This is a genomic window from Rhodanobacter sp. C01 (assembly GCF_002001045.1).
In the GTDB taxonomy this organism is placed as follows: domain Bacteria; phylum Pseudomonadota; class Gammaproteobacteria; order Xanthomonadales; family Rhodanobacteraceae; genus Rhodanobacter.
Window position 1 is genome coordinate 23505 of record NZ_MUNR01000004.1, and the last position, 16664, is coordinate 40168.

Here is a 16664-nt window from a genome sequence, read left to right on the forward strand (position 1 = left end):
CGGATCTGCGAAACTTGGCGGTGCAACACGCCATACTCGATGACTGCGTCGATCATCGTCATGAGGAAGCGCATGACGACGATCGGGTACGCGTTCTACGGCATCGCACACAATCCATTCTCTGCTCCGCCAGGATCGGCAACCCAAGATGGCTCAAGAGTTCAAGCAATTTGTGCAGTTCCTTTCTCAGCTACCGGAACAAGCTGGAAAGCAGGTTTCGCTTTCAGACGCAATTTTCCTGAGAAAATTCGCAGAGCATCGCCATCAACCCCACCCCGAAGACGAGAGCCGTACCTGGCTCTCCGTACTTATGCGCGATGGCATGACCGATGACATCAGACATCAGCTCTATCCCAGTCGTTTCGACCTTGGCAATACTGACGTCGACAGCGGCAAGAAAGAAACGCTCAAGACTTTAGTTGCTGACATCAATGGCTCTTGTCGCAAGAAGCTCCAAGGGGAAAAACTAAGCGAAAAAACCAAACGAGACCTAGGAACTGTCCTGAGGGGAATTCAGAAGATCACTGGACGAAATATAGCCAACGAACCGAGCGAACGATCCCTGCAAAACCTAAAAGTCGTCAAGTTGATGTACCGGCTGACCAAGGAACGGCACAGCCATCTTTTCAGTTTCATCGGTCGCCCACGCAAAGCCAAGTATCACAAGCTCAAATTCCAAGATGCGTTTCCCCACCCCAGAGACCAACTTGGTGCTTTGCTTTTCGCTGACCTGCTGTCCTACATCCGCGTAGAGATCAGCGACGACAGACTGGCACGAATCAACGGCAACCTACGCAACCTGCCGGAAACGCTTCTGGCGGTAGAAAAGCAGAACGCAGATATAAGCAGAATATTGAGCTTGAGGTTCCCAGATGATCTTCAAGCAAAGGCATTGGCCTATCGAAGGCTCGCAGAATCCATCAACACCTATGTCCCGTATCACGCGCAGTCAACGAACACGTTGGATGAGGCCGTCTATACCTATCTTCGTACGCTAGGGTTTGTACACTTCGCAGGCGGGTACGAGCAAGCCATCAAAAAATCGGTGATCTCTCGAGAAATTACTCCCGTCGAGCCTGACCTAGAACTACTTTGCCTTAGCATCAGCAAGAGCATGGGCCATCCCGTCTTCGGGTATACGCTGGTCACATCATTAAATCAGTTCCCCGAATTCGTCAACGCATGGGCGTCCCAGGTCATTAGTTTGATCGAGAAAGCCACTGGCATCGAAGTCGAGAAAAGACACCTTCCAAAGATAACCGAGCGTGCGAAGCGAATACTCCACTTATATTGCTATTTCGATGTCAGCGACAAAGACAGTGATGCCGCATGCCTGTCGGTATTGGACTGCGTCGTCGCGCTTTGTACCGTTCACCACGAGCAATTCGAAAAAACCACGCATCAAGCCTACTGGCACGGACAGCGCACGCAAGCCAAGAATGTACTTCTGCAACTGCAAATAGACCGACGCATCGAAGACCTCTATATCGAAGACTATGTACCGCACGGGATCAATCAGATTCTCTACAACCGCTGGTGCTACATGCATGCAGCACTTGTGATGACCAAGGACGGCCAAGACTACTTGGACGCTTGGATGTCTCTTCAAGTTGCAGGGATCAAGAAGTATGCCGAGTGCCTACGATCAAACGACGTTGACGTAATATCGAAATGTCTAGTCAAGTTCAACATTGATTGCCTAAGTATGGCAGCCAATTCAGACGTCCAATCTACTGCCGGCACCGTGTCCTTGTTCGATAAGATGGATCGTTGGCTGTCTTATTCAAACAGCTAAGAGCATAAGCAAGTCTATACAGCGGATGCTCATGTATTTTCTTAACGTGCCAGAGGTAAGTATATGGAGATGGATTCATTGAGTAGATAGACCACAAGCATTGCTTGCACAGCAGACTACGACCAGTGATGCAGGGGGGGATTACGGATGCGCACATACCGTTTCTCCCCAACACCAGTCAAAACAACCTGAAACCCATCTCCCAGGCAGACGAAGATGACAACCCTCGTCGTTTTTTATTGACCAAGAGAATGGGTAGTACACCGATGGCCAGCTTCCATGATCGAATCAAGAGTGGCAAGAAGGGAACCGCCAGAGAACACGCGGTATACATTGAACGGCTGGGCAGATACAGCGACCGCGAGGACTTGGTTCACGCAGAATACGGGAACCTACCTGGCTGGGCCGAGGGAGATCCACTCAAGTTCTGGAAAAACGCAGACACGCACGAGCGCGCCAACGGCGCGGCATACCGTGAACACGTGATCGCCCTGCCAAATGAACTGAGCACGGAGCAAAACTGCGTGCTTGCGAAGCGACTGGCCCGGGAACTGGTTGGAACCAAGCCCTTTCAGCTTGCGATCCACGCACCCGAGGGCAAGTTGGGTCGCATAACGAACCCGCACATGCACCTGATGTATTCGGACAGGTTGCAGGACGGGATCGATCGACCCCCAGAGCAAATGTTTTCGCGGTACAACCCGAAATACCCAGAGATCGGTGGGTGTCGCAAGGACAGCGGCGGCAAGAGCCCCATGATGCTCCGCGATGAAGTCATCGCCACACGAAAGAAGATTGCCGACATCCAAAACCAAGCGTTGGCTGAGCACGGTTTCGATGCGCGAGTGGACCATCGCAGTCTGCGTGAGCAAGGCCAAGAGCGCCGTCCTGAGCGCCATCTGGGGCAAGGCCGCATCCGCGGCATGTCGGCAGACGAGAAGGCCGCGTACGCCAATGCTAGGGCGCTCCGCGCTGGTTTCTAATATGGTGGCCGCAAATCCACGCTATTTTGCGATTAGTAGCAAAAAATAGCGTGGGTTTTCAGCTTGTTTCGTCAATCCAAACGAAAAACCCCGGTCGAATCGACCGGGGTTTTGAGCGTCAAGCTACTGCCATGCCTGCGAAGAACGGGTCGTGCAGGTTGACGAACAACCGCTTGGTTTTCTCGTCCTTCGTCATCCAGATCGCGGACTGGGCAATCAGGATGCCAAGCGCCTCGTTCAAGCGGTAGCGACCACGAACAGGGCCGTACTGGAGCAAACGGTTTTTGGGGATCCACGTCTGTGATCCCACACCGCGCCACCAGCGGGTGCGCAGCCACAGTGCCAAGTTATAGGCATCCACCTGCTCTGGCGGCATCACGGGATGGGGCGCAAACAGTCGCTTGAACTCATCCACGTGCCACGACACGATTTCGATAGCACGCTCCAGCGTGTCAAGGGAAATCTTGCCGTCATCACCGGAAAAGTAGTGCATTGACGCAGCCAGTCGAGCAATGATCTCCATCGTTTTTGACGCGAAGTCGTCGATGTCGCTCAGGTATTCGCCAGGACGAATCATCCATTCCGTATTGTTTGCCTGCTGAATCCAGCGTGCTTTCGCATCGTCCGAGAACTCGATCACCTCGCGCTCGATCTTGCCCGACGCCATCTTGTCCCGGAACTGCACCAGCAGTTCGCGGATGCGCGCGTGGAATTTCGGTAGCTTCTCCCAGACGAGCTCATCCGGCGCCATCCACCGGGTCCCCTTCGTCGTCTGCGGGAAGCCGACGAGATACCGCGCCCAGTGTCCCGACCCCTTGGCCAGCTTGCCGCGTTTCTCGCAATAGTCCCGCAGTACATCTTCTTGGACCATGATCCAGATCGACACTCGGGGATTCAGTACCGAGACGTGCTCCTGTTGCGCACGATCCAGCGGCATGGTTTTCGGCGAATCCCAGAGCCGGTTCAGCACGCCAAGGTTGCTCATCGCGCCGCCTTTGAACAACGACTCACCATCGTCGGTCATGATGACAATGGATTCACCGTCGCCTTCCAGTGCATTCATGATCGCGCGCTGCGTGATGTCGCTGCGCATAAGAATGCGCAGCTTCGGCTTCTTCGGTTTAAACTTGGCGTGCGCGGCAAGCTTCGCTTTCGCCTCACTCATCCCTTCGTCGTCGCGGAAAGCCTTGTCGATCTCACGACGAATGCTGTTGTTCACGGTCTGCCACCAGTCATTCTCGATTTGGCATGTTTCGAGAGCAGCTTCATGCGCCTTCTCGGTCAACGCATCAACATCACGGAACGGTTCGAACACGTGACCATCCACTGGGGTCTTCCGTTCGCCGGATCCGCCGACAACGAGCATATTCTGTGTCACTGCACGAATCTGACCGATCGGCAGCTTCACTGTGATCAATCCCTGGCAAGCCATCGTGACTGCACTGGCCAGAGACATGCCAATCATTGCGTCAGGCGCTTGCACGTTGCGCTGCAGTTCGAACCCTGCCTCGCGCACGACTACAAGGAATGCGCCCATCGGATACGGGCGCGGAGCAAAAAAATTACTGGACATGATTCTGCTCCTCTGCATCGGTCCCGTCCTCAGCCACCTTGATGGCGCGAAGCAGTGGTTGACCACAAGCCGAGCAGGCCACAACTTCGCCGCATCCATCACGACGCTTGCGTTCCTCATCCAACATCTTGCGGAAACCCAGCGGGTGGAGGGTGTGGCCATAGGCCGTGTTGAACTTCTCCAAAACCACCTTCTGGGGCACCTTACGTGCCAGATGTTGCTCCATCGTCGGGTACGCCTCCGCGAAGTCGGCGTCCTTCTTGTGCTTGCCATTCACCGCAGCCGTCTCAAGCGACTGGCCGAAGATCATCAAACGCGAGGCGTCTTTGTCGACCTCGGTGAATTTATGGGGAATACTCATGCTACGTTTCCTTTCTGAAATTGGCGTTTTTTGTTGGCCCGGCCTTCAATCCATGCGATCGCTTCGTGCCGGTAGAAAGCCTTCGGCGAACGGGGCGAATCGAACAGCGGGAATCCGGTCGGATAGTCGGGATCGAACCCAGGGCTTTGGGGATTCATCAGCGTGTAGGCCTTGCTGCGCCCTACACGCGTGATGCTGAGCAGTTCGCGAAAGCGGATGACCGGCTCTTCCACATAACGCCGCCACATCTCGTTTGGACGAATCTCGTCTGGACCCAATTTTGCTGCGTTCTTATCGTGATTTTCGATAGGGACGGGGTCTGCTTTCTTGTTATTGCGCATATCAACTCCTTAGCTGAAAGTTCCGGTCGACATCGACCGATGACAAAGGTATGCGCCTATCCAAACGTAATCAGCGGAATTTTTTTCAAGGTTTTTGCAGTCTGTCCCGGACAACCTTCAATCCCGCCAGTACCGGTCTGCGCTCTCTACGGACACAAAGAAAAATCGTTCGCACTAAGACTGGACGAGAAGCGAGCCTGCCCCATCCTCTGGTGCCACGTCTTTGTCCATGGCCATCGCCGTACACCGCGCAACCGTTAGGGGCCGCGCTCATTCAGTCCCTGTCATGACTACCAGGCTTGGCCTATTTGGAGCGAGTTTGTCTTCCAACACCCATATGGCTGTTGCCGCAGATGTAACGGACCTCGGATGCTTCGATCTGCCAGTCAATGCCCGCTTGCTTCTTCCATGTGTCGATGGATTACTGGAGGAAAATTAGCTGCTAAGGCCATGCCACAGCTTCTCGCCGGCATAGACCATCGTTTCGACCAAATTCATTGTCGTTTCTTCGCAAGTTGGCGGCATGAACGCACAAGGCCCGGACATGCCGGGCCTTGTGCGTGTGCTAGTGACGGAGTGGATCAGGGGCTTTGAAGCTGTCGCAGGTGGTGCACATGACAATGCCAGCCAGAACTAAAGGTTGCCACGAACAGGACGCAGTGGATCGTGTCGAGTCTGTCTCTCATGCCATAGGACAAACATCACAAACGCTGCTACGCGGCGCGTCCAAGCAAAGAACCGATGACTACCAGCTTCGCGTGGAGAATATGGGTCTGCGATTGCGTTAGATCGGAGACCTTACCTTTCGAGACGCAGCAGCTTTCCTGCCGTTGCGCGTCGGATCAATCAGGAAGTCTGCCCATTCCTGCATCATCGCCTTACGCTCATCCATGTATTCAGCATGGTTATAGCTCGCACGAATCTTGTCCCGCTCGGCGTGTGCCAGCTGACGTTCAATTACGTCCGGGCGATAGCCCATCTCATTGAGGATGGTCGATGCCGTGGCGCGGAATCCATGAGCCGAGAATCCGATGCTGTCCTTGCCATTGAATCCCATACGTTCCAGTGCACGATTCAAGGTGGTGGCAGTCATGCACTCCTTTGGTCTGCGGTAGTTTGGGAACAGGGAGCCACGCCCTCCCGTGTAGGTATGCAACTCTTGCAATAGACTAACTGCGTGTTTCGACAACGGGACGATGTGCGGTTCGCGCATCTTCATGCGTTCCGCGGGGATACGCCACTCGGCGTTATCTAGGTCGAACTCCGACCACTCTGCCTTGCGAAGTTCGACAGTGCGCACAAAAGTAAGCAACATCAGTCGCAGTGCAATCACGGTCGTGCGATAGCCACCGTACTTCTCCAGCGCCTTGGTAAAGTCGGCAATCTGACTGCGTGAAAGTGGTTTGTGATGTTCGACCTTCGGGCGGTGAATGGCCCCTTTAAGTGCGGCGGCAGGGTCTCCATCGGCGCGCAGCGTGGCAACGGCATACCTAAAGATGGCTGAAGACCACTGACGGACCAACAAGGCTACCGTTGCCGCTCCCCGCTCCTCGATGCGGCGAATGATCTCAAGCAAATGAGCCGCCGTTACGCTTCTGATCGGCAACCTGCCCACGTAAGGAAATACATCCGTCTCCAAGAACCGCTCTACTTGGCGCAGGTAGTAAGGGGTCCACCTTGGTGCCTTTTTGGAAATCCATTCCCTCGCAACCGCCTCAAACGTATTCGCGTTCGCCTTGTGGTTCGACAGCCGCTCGGCTTGTCGGTTATGTGAAGGATGTACACCCTGCTTGACCAGCACCCGCGCCTTAGAGTGCTCGGTTCGCGCCTCGGCAAGGGCGATGATCGGGTACTCGCCAATGGCGAAGACGTTCTCCCTGCCAGCGATGCGATAGCGGAAACGCCACAGTTTCGCCCCGGTCGTACGAACCTCTAAGTAGAGGCCACCACTATCCGCCAGCTTGATCGGTTTCGGGCCTGGCTTGGTGTTGCGGATCTTAGCGTCGGTCAGCGACATGGTGCGGGTATCGGAGTTTCGATACCCGCAACGGTACCCGCTATTTCACTGGCTTACAATGGACGCTTGCGGATGCCATAGGCCTTTAAACCCCTATTTTTAAGCCATTTCATCAAGACATCGGACGATCTTGGATCACAGCGGATGTCGATGCTAGTTATCGATCATCAGCAGCATGTCGCTCGGATCCTGTCGATTTGCAAGCACGCATATGCGCGGGCATTACTCACCGGCGCGGCATGACATGACTTGCTGTTTCAATGGCAGTCGCCAGATGGCGAAGGCGTTCATTGTGCGCGAAGCGGGCTGATGGCGTCATCCTGATCGCTGCCGCATCGCATGCTCCGGCAATCCGACCCTGATTCGAGCGTGCTCCTTCACGGCTCAGGCACGGTCGCGTCACGCCGTGAGGCGACTTCGACCGTTCGCAAGTTCTTGACATGTACCACTCATTAAATGAGAATGACTCTCATTAATGACTGCGCCGCTGTCACAGCGCATGTACTCACATGCAGGCACCGACAGTGCACTTTTGACAATCCAGGGAATTGCCCCCGTGACGATCCTTTGCGCACTGCTGCTCAGCATGGCCGGCGCCAGCCTCATCTACCTGGCCAGCACGCAACAGAAGCTGCTGTCCGCTCCATTGCACGCCAGCGCACGCCTTGCTGCCGCGGTGGCGATGACCGGCGGTGGAGTGGCCTGGCATGTGGCTGCAGGTACCGGTGCAGGCATCGCCGCTACCTTGACCACCTGGATGCTGACCTGGGTGGTGCTGCCGTACCTGGCCTGGTGGCGTGGCGCACCGGCTTCCACGCGTACGGGTACCCGATGATTGCCCGTTGCCTCGCCGGCACCCTGCTCGGGTTTCCGCTGGCTGCCGTCCTGCTGAGTCTGCTGTTGCACGCGCTGCCGCAAGACGGGGCCGACTACGTCATTCCCGCGCTGATCCTGTTCTTCCCGTTGTGGATCGCTTTCATGATCGGCGCCTACGTATTCCGCAGCGGTACCCGCGCATGGCTGACGCTCGGCAGCGCGAATGCCGTTACGTTCTTTGCGCTCTGGCTGACCCGCCATGCGGCAGGCTTCTGAGGAGCGCGAACGATGAAATCCGCAACCATCCGAACCTTCCAGACGGTGCACACCTGGACCGGCCTGATCGCCGGCTTCGCGCTGTTCGTGGCGTTCTACGCCGGCGCGCTCACCGTATTCCATGATGACATCGCCGCATGGCAGAACCCGCCGTGGCGTAGCGCGCAGGATGCCGACGTTCCGGTCAGCAGCTTGATTGATCGACTGCTCGCACAACATCCGGAGACGCGCGACGACTTCGGCATCGTGCTGCCCAGCGATGACGCCCACGCCGCATACGCGTACTGGCAGGACAAGGACAATGCCCGCTTCGCCAGCGCCAGCCAGATGGCGGCACCCAGCGATGCCGCACGCTCCGGCGACCTCGCCGACTTCGTCTACGCGCTGCACGACTCACTCGGCCTGCCCGTGGTCGGCCTGTACCTGATGGGCATCGTCAGCGTGCTGTACGGCCTGGCGCTGGTATCCGGTCTGCTGATCCACCTGCCGCAACTGGTCAAGGACCTGTTCGCGATGCGCGTGGGGCACAACATGAAACGCCTGTGGCAGGACGCGCACAATGCGATCGGCGTGCTCAGCCTGCCGTTCCACCTCATCTTCGCGGTGACCGGCTCGATCCTCTGCCTGTTCACCCTCACCGTCGCTGCACTCAACGTCATCGCATTCGACGGCAAGCTGTTCGGTTCGTTCGCCCAGGCGATCGCGACAGCGCCAACGCTGACCGCGAGTGGTACACCCGCGGTGATGCTCACGCCGGAGCAACTGATCGAACGCGCCCGTGCGACAGCACTGACGACCGGCGTCACCAACTTCGAGCCGGATTACCTGCACTACACGCACTACGGCGACCGCAATGCGGTGGTGGAAGTCCGCGGACTGTCGCAACACACGCTGGGTACCTACGGCACCGTCGCGTTATCCGGCGACGACGGCCGAGTGCTGGCCACGCACGTCGGCACCAAGCTCAGCATCAATGGCATCAGCAACTCGTCTCTGTATGCCCTGCACTTCGGCAGCTACGGGGGCCGCGCGGTGCGCTGGCTGTATTTCGCGCTCGGACTCGCTGGCGCGTTCCTGTTCTATTCCGGCAATCTGCTGTGGATCGAATCGCGACGCAAGCGGCGCCATGTCGATCAACCACGGCGCACACGGATCATGGCGCGCGCCACCATCGGCGTTTGCGTGGGCACGTGTCTCGGGATTTCCGGTGCGTTCGCGGCCACGCTGATGGCTGCGCATCTCGGCATCGACACGGCAATGTCGCAAACGCTCGCCTGCTATGGCCTGTTCCTCGCCGCTTGCGCCTACGCCTTCGCGCGACCGATTCCGCGCGCTGCCATCGAATTGCTGACGGCGACCGCCACGCTGACCATCGCCGTGGCCATGGCCGATCTGCTCGGCAACACAGCGGCATGGACGCATGCATGGGCGCCCGGCACGGCTTCCGTACTCGGCGTTGACCTCACTGCCATCGTCCTCGGCATCACCTTCGCACGTCTGGCGCACGCCGCGTTGCGGCGTGCACGCCACGGCGATGCAAACAGCGTGTGGGCGCTACCGGCACCGCACTGACCATATACCGCATCACCCTCAACCTCCGGCAAGCCGCCGCCAGCCGGGCATGGATCAATCAAGGAGTCTCATCATGCCCCCTGCCCTTTCCGGCAGTACCACGCGTTGCCTCGGTACCCGTCGGCGCGCCGTCGTACTCACCCTCGCCGCCTTGGTGGCCGCGACCGCGCATGCGCGCGATGCCGATCCACAGGATGCCAAGACGCTTGGCCAGGTGAACGTCACCGCGACCAGCACCCTCGACCTCTATCGTGCGAACGAAGCCAACACCGGCGCGCTGGGCCCGCGCAGCCTGCTCGACACGCCCTTCAGCATCGACACGGTCACCGCCGATCTGCTGCAGAACCGGCAGGCGCTGGATATCAACGACGCCTTCGCCGCCAGCCCCGGCGTCACACCACTCGGCACCGGCTATGCCGGCGAGGCAGCCGGCATAGCCGTGCGCGGACTGCAGGTGGACTCGCTCAACGGCTTCAAGATGGACGGCCTGTCGATTCCTAACTGGGGCAGCGACATGCCACTGGAGCCTTTCAGCCAGATCGAACTGCTGAAAGGCCCGGGCGGCTTCATGTACGGCTTCGGCCAGCCGGGCGGCATCCTCAACTTCGTCTCCAAGCAGCCGACCTTGCAGCCGTACACCAGCTTCACGCTCGGCTACGTGTCCGATAGCGTGTTCAAGGAAGCCGTCGATCTTGGTGGCACGTTCGGCGGCCAGGGTGGCTGGGGCTACCGCATCAACCTGGCGCACGAGGATGGCGACACCTTCGTCGACGGCGGCCACATCAAGCGCAATGCCGCCTCGCTGGCGCTGACCAAGGACATCGCACCGAACCTGCACTGGCATTTCAACAGCATCTACCAGGATCGCGACGTGCGCGGCGCCTACTACGGCATCATCCTCGGCCAGGATTACGGCATGGCTACGGGTGTGCGCGTCCCGGCACCGCTCGACGGCGACCAGCGCGTGAGCCAGCCATTCACCGGCTACCAGACCTCGTTCCGCGTGGCCAACACCGGCGTGAAATGGGACATCTCGCCCGACTGGAACTTCAGCGTCGACTACAGCTATGCGCGGCAGACCCGCGAGAACCACGACAGCGCAATCATCCTCACCGACAACCAGGGCAGTTACACCGACCTCAACTACCTGGGCTACTCGGTCTACAACTACCAGCAGTGGCAGGGCATGTTCAGCGGCAAGTTCGAAACGGGTTCGATCCGGCACGACGTGGTGTTCGGTGCGTCCTGGCAGGGCCTGGACGAGCATTACCCGCTCGACTTCGCCGACCAGGTGCTGGGCGAAGGCGACATCTACAACATACCGGTGTTTGCCAATCCAAATGTCGCGGTCGGCCACGGCAATTACCTGGCGGAATCCACCACGCAGCGCGCGCTGTTCGCCAGCGACACGGTCACGTTCTCGTCGCAGTGGTCGGCCCTGCTCGGGCTGCGCACCATGGACTATGACGACAAGACGTTCAATGCCGGCAGCCCGGCAGTCGTTGCACGTTATGAAAAAAGTCCGCTGACGCCGACCGCGGCGCTGATCTACAAACCCATCGCACAGGTTTCGCTTTACGCAAGCTATGTGCAGTCACTGGAACAGGGTGGCAGCGCACCACAGACCGCCGTGAATGCATACCAGACCTTCGCGCCCACCATCAGCAAGCAGTTCGAAGTCGGCGCCAAGACCGAGTTCGATACCTGGAGCACCAACCTCGCGCTGTTCCGCGTCGACCGCGGCCTGCAATACCTGAACTCCGATAACGTGTACGTGCAGAACGGCCAGACCCGCTACCAGGGCATCGACCTGTCCACGCAGATGTCGCTGGCCAAGGACTGGACCCTGATCGGCGGCGTGATGTATCTCGACGCCACCAATGTGCGCGCCGCCGCCGACGTGGACGGCAAGCGCGCCTACAGCGCACCGCGCGTGCAAGGCAATCTCTACGTCGAATATGCGGTGCCGCAGCTACCGGGACTGGTGCTCAACGCCGGTGGACGCTATGTGGGCAACGAAGCCGTCGAAGCCGACAACAGCAACTTCGTCGGCGCGTATCACACCTTCGACATCGGAGCACGCTACAGCACCACGCTGGGCAGTCACGCGATCACTTACCGCGCCGGCATCGACAACCTCACCAACGAAAAATACTGGCTCACCAACTGGGGCTTCATGCTCAACCAGGGCACGCCACGCACAGTACGCGCCAGCATGACGTTGACGCTGTAGTCGCACGAACGACGTATTGCGTGTGGCAGGCGTCGATTCGACGCCTGCCACACGCAGGGAACCTTGAAAAACCGAACTCTTACTCGTCATTCCTGCGAAAGCAGGAATCCAGTGACTTCCAGTGATTGAATCCTAAGGCACTGGGTCCCTGCTTTCGCAGGGATGACGAAAGCTTTCGAGGCTCCCTACGCCCAGCTCAAGGGCGAACCAAAACATTAGCGGTATAGCTCTCGATTACCAGACTGAAAGGCTGATTGTCCTGCGTATACAGCAGCGCACGGTGCTGCAATACATGCGCCGGAATCGCCAGCAGCTTGTCGCTGGATGGCGGCAGCGCTGCACCGCTGTCCCAGCCATTAGGCAACGGCGACCACAACAACTCTGCTGAAAGCGTCTGGCGACGAAAATGCAGCGGCTGCACGACCTTGCCGAACGGCACGTCCGAGTTATCGAGTTGCTGATTCATCGCCGCAGTGAGCCGTGCCGGCACATACCAGTTATCCGCATCGGACAGCACCACATCACCACAAGCCAGCTGCACTCGCCGATAGCGCACCGGTCCATTCGGCCCAATGTCCAGCAGTGCACGTGCGCCTTCCGGCAACGGCTTGTCCGCACCCTGCACGCGATGTGCCACGATCTTCGCTTCAGTGGCCAGATGATGCGTGCCGCACCAGTGTTCCAGCGTCGACGTCGCACTTGGATGACTCAGCAGATCGGCATTCAACGTCTGCAACTCCGCCAGCGCCTGCGTACGGGTGAACGGGGTATCCGGCCAGCTTGGCGCAGGCTCGCGGGCCACGACAGGCAATGCGCATAGCCATGTCAGCAGCACGATCGCACTGTTGCGCATCATCGATGGGCTCATGACGTTCCTTGCACAAGGATCGAATGCGAAGCCCACATGATAACGCAGTACCAGACTGCATGGACCGCAGCAGATCAACCGTTGTCCGCGCATGGGGTGAAGGATAACCCACGGATTCTCCTTCCTTCACGGAAGCACCGATGAGTCGGAAATATGGTGACTCGCACCGTTCCTTGAGGCGCTCGTAGTCGACCTCATAAACGCATGTGGCACGTTCTAGATGCCAAAGCATTGGCATCGCAACAACACCTCCGCGTCGAGCTAAAGTTATACCTAACCCTCCCTTCAAATGGGTCCGCCTGCGGAGGCCCGCTTGAAATGCCCATGTCAGATCCAATCACACTCGTATCGGTAGAAAGCCAAGAGCAAGCCGCAACTGCACGCGAACTGTTTCTTGAGTACGCCACCGCGATCGGTGTGGATCTTGAGTATCAGGGGTTCGCCGCGGAGCTTGCTGCGTTGCCGTCACCTTACGTGCCACCTCACGGCACCCTGCTTATCGCCAGAATCAACGACGAGACGGCCGGCTGTATTGCCCTGCGGCGCCTTGACGAGCAAACGGGCGAGATGAAGCGCTTGTATGTAAGGCCTGCGTTTCGCAGTTGGGGGCTAGCCAAACGTCTCATTGGTGAGCTTGCCCAGACCGCTCGCCGCGCTGGCTACACCACGCTCCGGCTGGATACGCTGCCCAGCATGACGGCGGCGCAAGGACTGTATCGTTCGCTTGGTTTTTCCGAGATCCCTGCGTACAACAGCGCCCACTTGCCCGGCACCCGCTTCTATGAGCTGAGGCTTGACGTCTGACCATTCCATCAAGCCGAACCACTTCGCGGGTCAGCTTGATTCAGGCGCTAGCGCAACTCACAACCCCTTCGCCGCCTGCGCCACCGCGCGGAACAGCGCACGACCCTTGTTCATCGTCTCCTCCCACTCGGTGGCGGGATCGGAGTCATAGACAATGCCGGCACCCGCCTGCACGTGCAGGCGGCCGTCCTGGATCACTGCGGTGCGGATCGCGATGGCGGTGTCGGCGTCGCCCCACCAGCCGATCCAGCCGATCGCACCGGCGTAGATGTTGCGCTTGTACGGCTCCAGTTCCTGGATGATTTCCAGTGCACGGATCTTTGGTGCACCGCTGAGCGTGCCGGCGGGGAACGTGGCTTTCAGCACGTCCATGTAGCTGAGATTCGGCTTCGCGGTGCCCTGCACCTGCGAGACGATGTGCATCACGTGCGAGTAGCGTTCGATCGCGAACGAATCGCTGACTTCCACCGTACCGGTCTCGCTGATGCGGCCGATGTCGTTGCGGCCCAAATCGATCAGCATCACGTGCTCGGCGCGCTCCTTCGGATCGGCCAGCAGCTCGGCTTCCAGGGCCTGATCTTCCGCTTCCGTTGCACCACGCTTGCGCGTGCCGGCGAGCGGACGCACGACCACCTTGCCGTCCTTCAGACGCGCGAGGATTTCCGGCGAGGAACCGACGATCTGCGTGTCGCCGAGATCGACGAAGTACATGTATGGCGACGGATTCAGTGCGCGCAGTGCACGATACACGTCGACCGGCCGCGCGTTGAAGCCCACGCTGAGCCGTTGCGACGGCACGACCTGGAAGATGTCGCCGGCGCGGATGTATTCCTTCGCGCGCTCGACCATCGCCTCGAATTCTTTCTTGGTGAACGAGGATTTGAAATCGCCCTCGTCCAGCGCGATCGATTGCGTGAGCTGCGGATACGAGGCGCCGCCCTGGCGCAGCCGGTAGACCAGCGCATCCAGCCGGCGCTGCGCGGCGGCGTACGCCTGCGGCTCAGACGGATCGGCGTGCACGATCAGATACAGGCGTCCCTTGAGGTTGTCGAATACCGCGACTTCCTCGGCGAGCATCAACAGTACGTCCGGTGTGCCGAGTTCGTCGGCACGATCCCACTGCGCCAAACGTGGCTCGATATAGCCGATCGTCTCGAAGCCGAAGTAGCCGACCAGGCCACCGCTGAACGCAGGCAGCTGCGGCAGGCGCGGCACGTCGTACTGCTGGCGCAACTTCTCGATCTCGGCCAGCGGATCGTCGAGGTGGCGGCGCTCGGTGATCTCGCCGGAGTCCTCCACTTCCAGCTCGTGACCGCGCAGGCGATATACGCGCTTCGCCGGCAGGCCGATGATCGAATAGCGCCCCCAGGTGGCGCCGCCCTCGACCGATTCGAACAGGAAGGTGTACGGGCCATCAGCCAGTTTCAGGTACACCGACAGCGGCGTGTCGAGGTCGGAAAACACCTCGCGCACCAGCGGGATGCGCGTATGCCCCTGGGCAACCAGCGCGTCGAATTCGTCTCGGGAGATCACGGTGCAGATCCACGGATGGGGCACATCAAGATATCAGCCCGCGTCTCCGCGAGCACGTTCCCCTGCACCCGCTTGTCCGGTGGCGACCGCCGCACTACTCTCATTGAGGGGGGCCAGGTCAAGGCAGCAGCACGATTGCGTCGGACGATTTGCAGTACACCGACCACGCTGCCAGCGTGCGCGGGAAGGACTGCGGATCCTGCCGTTTGCCGATGCACCAGCTCCAAGGCGAGTCCGCAGATGCCTGCCGCAGGGCGGGTGCTGTGCAAATGCATGCCGATCTTCAGGGGATTCAACGTGACTGACAGTGACCAGATATGGATTGGCCAGAATGGCGAGAAGTACGGCCCATACAGTGCGGCCAACATTCGCCAGTGGCTGAAGGAAGGCAAGCTCGCCGCGGATGCGCTGGCCTGGCGCGATGGCATGGCCGGCTGGGTTCCGCTGACCAGCCTGTTTCCCGCAGAGGCCGGCGACGCGCCAACGCCGCCGCCACTGACGGCCAGCCAGGCTCCACCACCGATAACGGGTGGCCGCCCGGCGACCTGGATCGAGTCGTTTTCGGCGCAACGGGATGAGTCCCGGGCCAATGCTGAAAATGCTCGCGCCACCATGCCCATGCCACCGTCGTTGCACTGGGGTCTGGTCTGGCTGTTCGCCGTGCTCACATTGGGAATCTTCGGCCTCATATGGCCGTTCATCCAGGCCAACTGGGTACGCAAGATCAATGATCGAAGCCACGCCACGCTGCTGCTTGGCCTCGCCATCGGCGCCTTTGTCATCGGCTACGGGCTCTATTTCGCCGGCCTCGCATCGATGACCAGCGGCGGTGGCGGCACGGCCGGGCTTGGCGGGTTGCTGGCACTGGCTGGCTGGGTGCTTTACCTGGTGGCCTATTTCTCGATGGCCGGCTCGATGCGCGACAAGCTCGCCAGCCGGGAGCTGCCGCTGGAAATCGGCGGCGTCACCCTGTTTTTCTTCACCATGTATTACCTGCAGGCCCAGCTGAGCTGGCTTGCCCGCTGGAAGCGCACCGGCCAGACCACGCCCAGGCCATCGAAGGGCGTCTTCTGGGCGATTTTCTGCCTGGTGCCCTTCGTGTTCGCGATCCTCGCGGCGATTGCCATTCCCGCGTACCAGGAATACATCATCCGCGCCCAGGTTTCCGAAGGCCTGGTGCTGGCCGATGGCGCGAAGACGGCCGTGGCCGAGTACTACGCGAACCGGCAGTCCATGCCATCGGACAACACATCTGCCGGTCTGGCACAGAGCACCTCGATTGCGGGAAAGTACGTCTCGAGCGTGGATGTATCGGATGGCAAGATCACGATCGCATTCGATACGCTTCCTGCAAACGTCATGATCCGCAATGACGTGCTGGTGCTGTATCCATCGCCGGACAGCCAGGGCGGAATCCACTGGCGCTGTGGCGGCCCGGAAACCACCGTACCGCAGAGGTACCTGCCCATCGCCTGCCGCGGCCAATAGACAA

14 protein-coding genes are annotated in these 16664 nt (G+C 59.3%); 8 read left to right on the forward strand and 6 right to left on the reverse strand.

What is annotated here, in order from left to right; genetic code table 11:
• The first annotated feature begins 148 nt into the window (after positions 1-148).
• Positions 149-1795 (forward strand): hypothetical protein, encoded by a 1647-nt coding sequence (locus B0E50_RS00565; RefSeq protein WP_077439139.1) that lies wholly within the window; start codon positions 149-151, stop codon positions 1793-1795.
• 128 nt (positions 1796-1923) lie between these two features.
• Positions 1924-2778 (forward strand): MobA/MobL family protein, encoded by an 855-nt coding sequence (locus B0E50_RS00570; RefSeq protein WP_254427123.1) that lies wholly within the window; start codon positions 1924-1926, stop codon positions 2776-2778.
• 118 nt (positions 2779-2896) lie between these two features.
• Here the strand turns inward: B0E50_RS00570 and B0E50_RS00575 are convergent, their stop codons facing one another.
• From B0E50_RS00575 to B0E50_RS00585, 4 genes are all read right to left on the reverse strand, one after another.
• Complete coding sequence (locus B0E50_RS00575; protein WP_168170761.1) at positions 2897-4351, reverse strand: YfjI family protein; 1455 nt, start codon at positions 4349-4351, stop codon at positions 2897-2899.
• Positions 4341-4712: a hypothetical protein gene (locus B0E50_RS18105; RefSeq protein ID WP_168170762.1), complete on the reverse strand. Its 372-nt coding sequence runs from the start codon at positions 4710-4712 to the stop codon at positions 4341-4343. The genes B0E50_RS00575 and B0E50_RS18105 overlap by 11 nt, the downstream gene beginning before the upstream one ends.
• Positions 4709-5053, reverse strand: coding sequence for a hypothetical protein (locus tag B0E50_RS00580; RefSeq protein WP_139350699.1), 345 nt, complete (start codon positions 5051-5053; stop codon positions 4709-4711). Before B0E50_RS00580 ends, B0E50_RS18105 begins: the two co-directional genes overlap by 4 nt.
• 784 nt (positions 5054-5837) lie before the next feature.
• Complete coding sequence (locus tag B0E50_RS00585; RefSeq protein WP_077439142.1) at positions 5838-7070, reverse strand: integrase arm-type DNA-binding domain-containing protein; 1233 nt, start codon at positions 7068-7070, stop codon at positions 5838-5840.
• Between the two features lie 556 nt (positions 7071-7626).
• On the opposite strand from B0E50_RS00585, the gene B0E50_RS00590 reads away from it, so the two are divergent.
• The 4 genes from B0E50_RS00590 (at position 7627) to B0E50_RS00605 (ending at position 11967) form a co-directional block, all read left to right on the forward strand.
• A complete protein-coding gene (locus B0E50_RS00590) occupies positions 7627-7905 on the forward strand; it encodes a hypothetical protein (protein ID WP_139350700.1) in 279 nt (92 codons plus the stop codon).
• Positions 7902-8162, forward strand: coding sequence for a hypothetical protein (locus tag B0E50_RS00595; protein ID WP_077439144.1), 261 nt, complete (start codon positions 7902-7904; stop codon positions 8160-8162). Before B0E50_RS00590 ends, B0E50_RS00595 begins: the two co-directional genes overlap by 4 nt.
• A gap of 12 nt (positions 8163-8174) precedes the next feature.
• The gene (locus B0E50_RS00600) at positions 8175-9734 is read left to right on the forward strand and encodes a PepSY-associated TM helix domain-containing protein (RefSeq protein WP_077439145.1); all 1560 of its coding nucleotides are present in this window, start codon (positions 8175-8177) and stop codon (positions 9732-9734) included.
• 73 nt (positions 9735-9807) lie between these two features.
• Positions 9808-11967 (forward strand): TonB-dependent siderophore receptor, encoded by a 2160-nt coding sequence (locus B0E50_RS00605; RefSeq protein WP_168170763.1) that lies wholly within the window; start codon positions 9808-9810, stop codon positions 11965-11967.
• Between the two features lie 196 nt (positions 11968-12163).
• Here the strand turns inward: B0E50_RS00605 and B0E50_RS00610 are convergent, their stop codons facing one another.
• Positions 12164-12835, reverse strand: a complete 672-nt coding sequence (locus tag B0E50_RS00610) for a hypothetical protein (RefSeq protein WP_254427124.1) — start codon at positions 12833-12835, stop codon at positions 12164-12166.
• Between the two features lie 324 nt (positions 12836-13159).
• On the opposite strand from B0E50_RS00610, the gene B0E50_RS00615 reads away from it, so the two are divergent.
• The gene (locus B0E50_RS00615; RefSeq protein ID WP_077439285.1) at positions 13160-13639 is read left to right on the forward strand and encodes a GNAT family N-acetyltransferase; all 480 of its coding nucleotides are present in this window, start codon (positions 13160-13162) and stop codon (positions 13637-13639) included.
• Between the two features lie 57 nt (positions 13640-13696).
• Here B0E50_RS00615 and trpE read toward each other — a convergent pair whose 3' ends face one another.
• Positions 13697-15172, reverse strand: coding sequence for an anthranilate synthase component I (gene trpE / locus B0E50_RS00620; RefSeq protein WP_077439148.1), 1476 nt, complete (start codon positions 15170-15172; stop codon positions 13697-13699).
• Positions 15173-15469: 297 nt separating this feature from the next.
• Between trpE and B0E50_RS18465 the strand changes: the two genes are divergently transcribed.
• Complete coding sequence (locus tag B0E50_RS18465; protein WP_168170764.1) at positions 15470-16660, forward strand: pilin; 1191 nt, start codon at positions 15470-15472, stop codon at positions 16658-16660.
• Positions 16661-16664: the final 4 nt, after the last annotated feature.

Coding starts and splice junctions, on each gene's coding strand:
- B0E50_RS00600 (WP_077439145.1), top strand. CDS start 8,175: ATGAAATCCGCAACCATCCGAACCTTCCAGACGGTGCACACCTGGACC.
- B0E50_RS00580 (WP_139350699.1), bottom strand. CDS start 5,053: ATGCGCAATAACAAGAAAGCAGACCCCGTCCCTATCGAAAATCACGAT.
- B0E50_RS00570 (WP_254427123.1), top strand. CDS start 1,924: ATGCAGGGGGGGATTACGGATGCGCACATACCGTTTCTCCCCAACACC.
- B0E50_RS18105 (WP_168170762.1), bottom strand. CDS start 4,712: ATGAGTATTCCCCATAAATTCACCGAGGTCGACAAAGACGCCTCGCGT.
- B0E50_RS00585 (WP_077439142.1), bottom strand. CDS start 7,070: ATGTCGCTGACCGACGCTAAGATCCGCAACACCAAGCCAGGCCCGAAA.
- B0E50_RS00610 (WP_254427124.1), bottom strand. CDS start 12,835: ATGAGCCCATCGATGATGCGCAACAGTGCGATCGTGCTGCTGACATGG.
- B0E50_RS00595 (WP_077439144.1), top strand. CDS start 7,902: ATGATTGCCCGTTGCCTCGCCGGCACCCTGCTCGGGTTTCCGCTGGCT.
- B0E50_RS00605 (WP_168170763.1), top strand. CDS start 9,808: ATGCCCCCTGCCCTTTCCGGCAGTACCACGCGTTGCCTCGGTACCCGT.
- B0E50_RS00565 (WP_077439139.1), top strand. CDS start 149: ATGGCTCAAGAGTTCAAGCAATTTGTGCAGTTCCTTTCTCAGCTACCG.
- B0E50_RS00615 (WP_077439285.1), top strand. CDS start 13,160: ATGTCAGATCCAATCACACTCGTATCGGTAGAAAGCCAAGAGCAAGCC.
- B0E50_RS00575 (WP_168170761.1), bottom strand. CDS start 4,351: ATGTCCAGTAATTTTTTTGCTCCGCGCCCGTATCCGATGGGCGCATTC.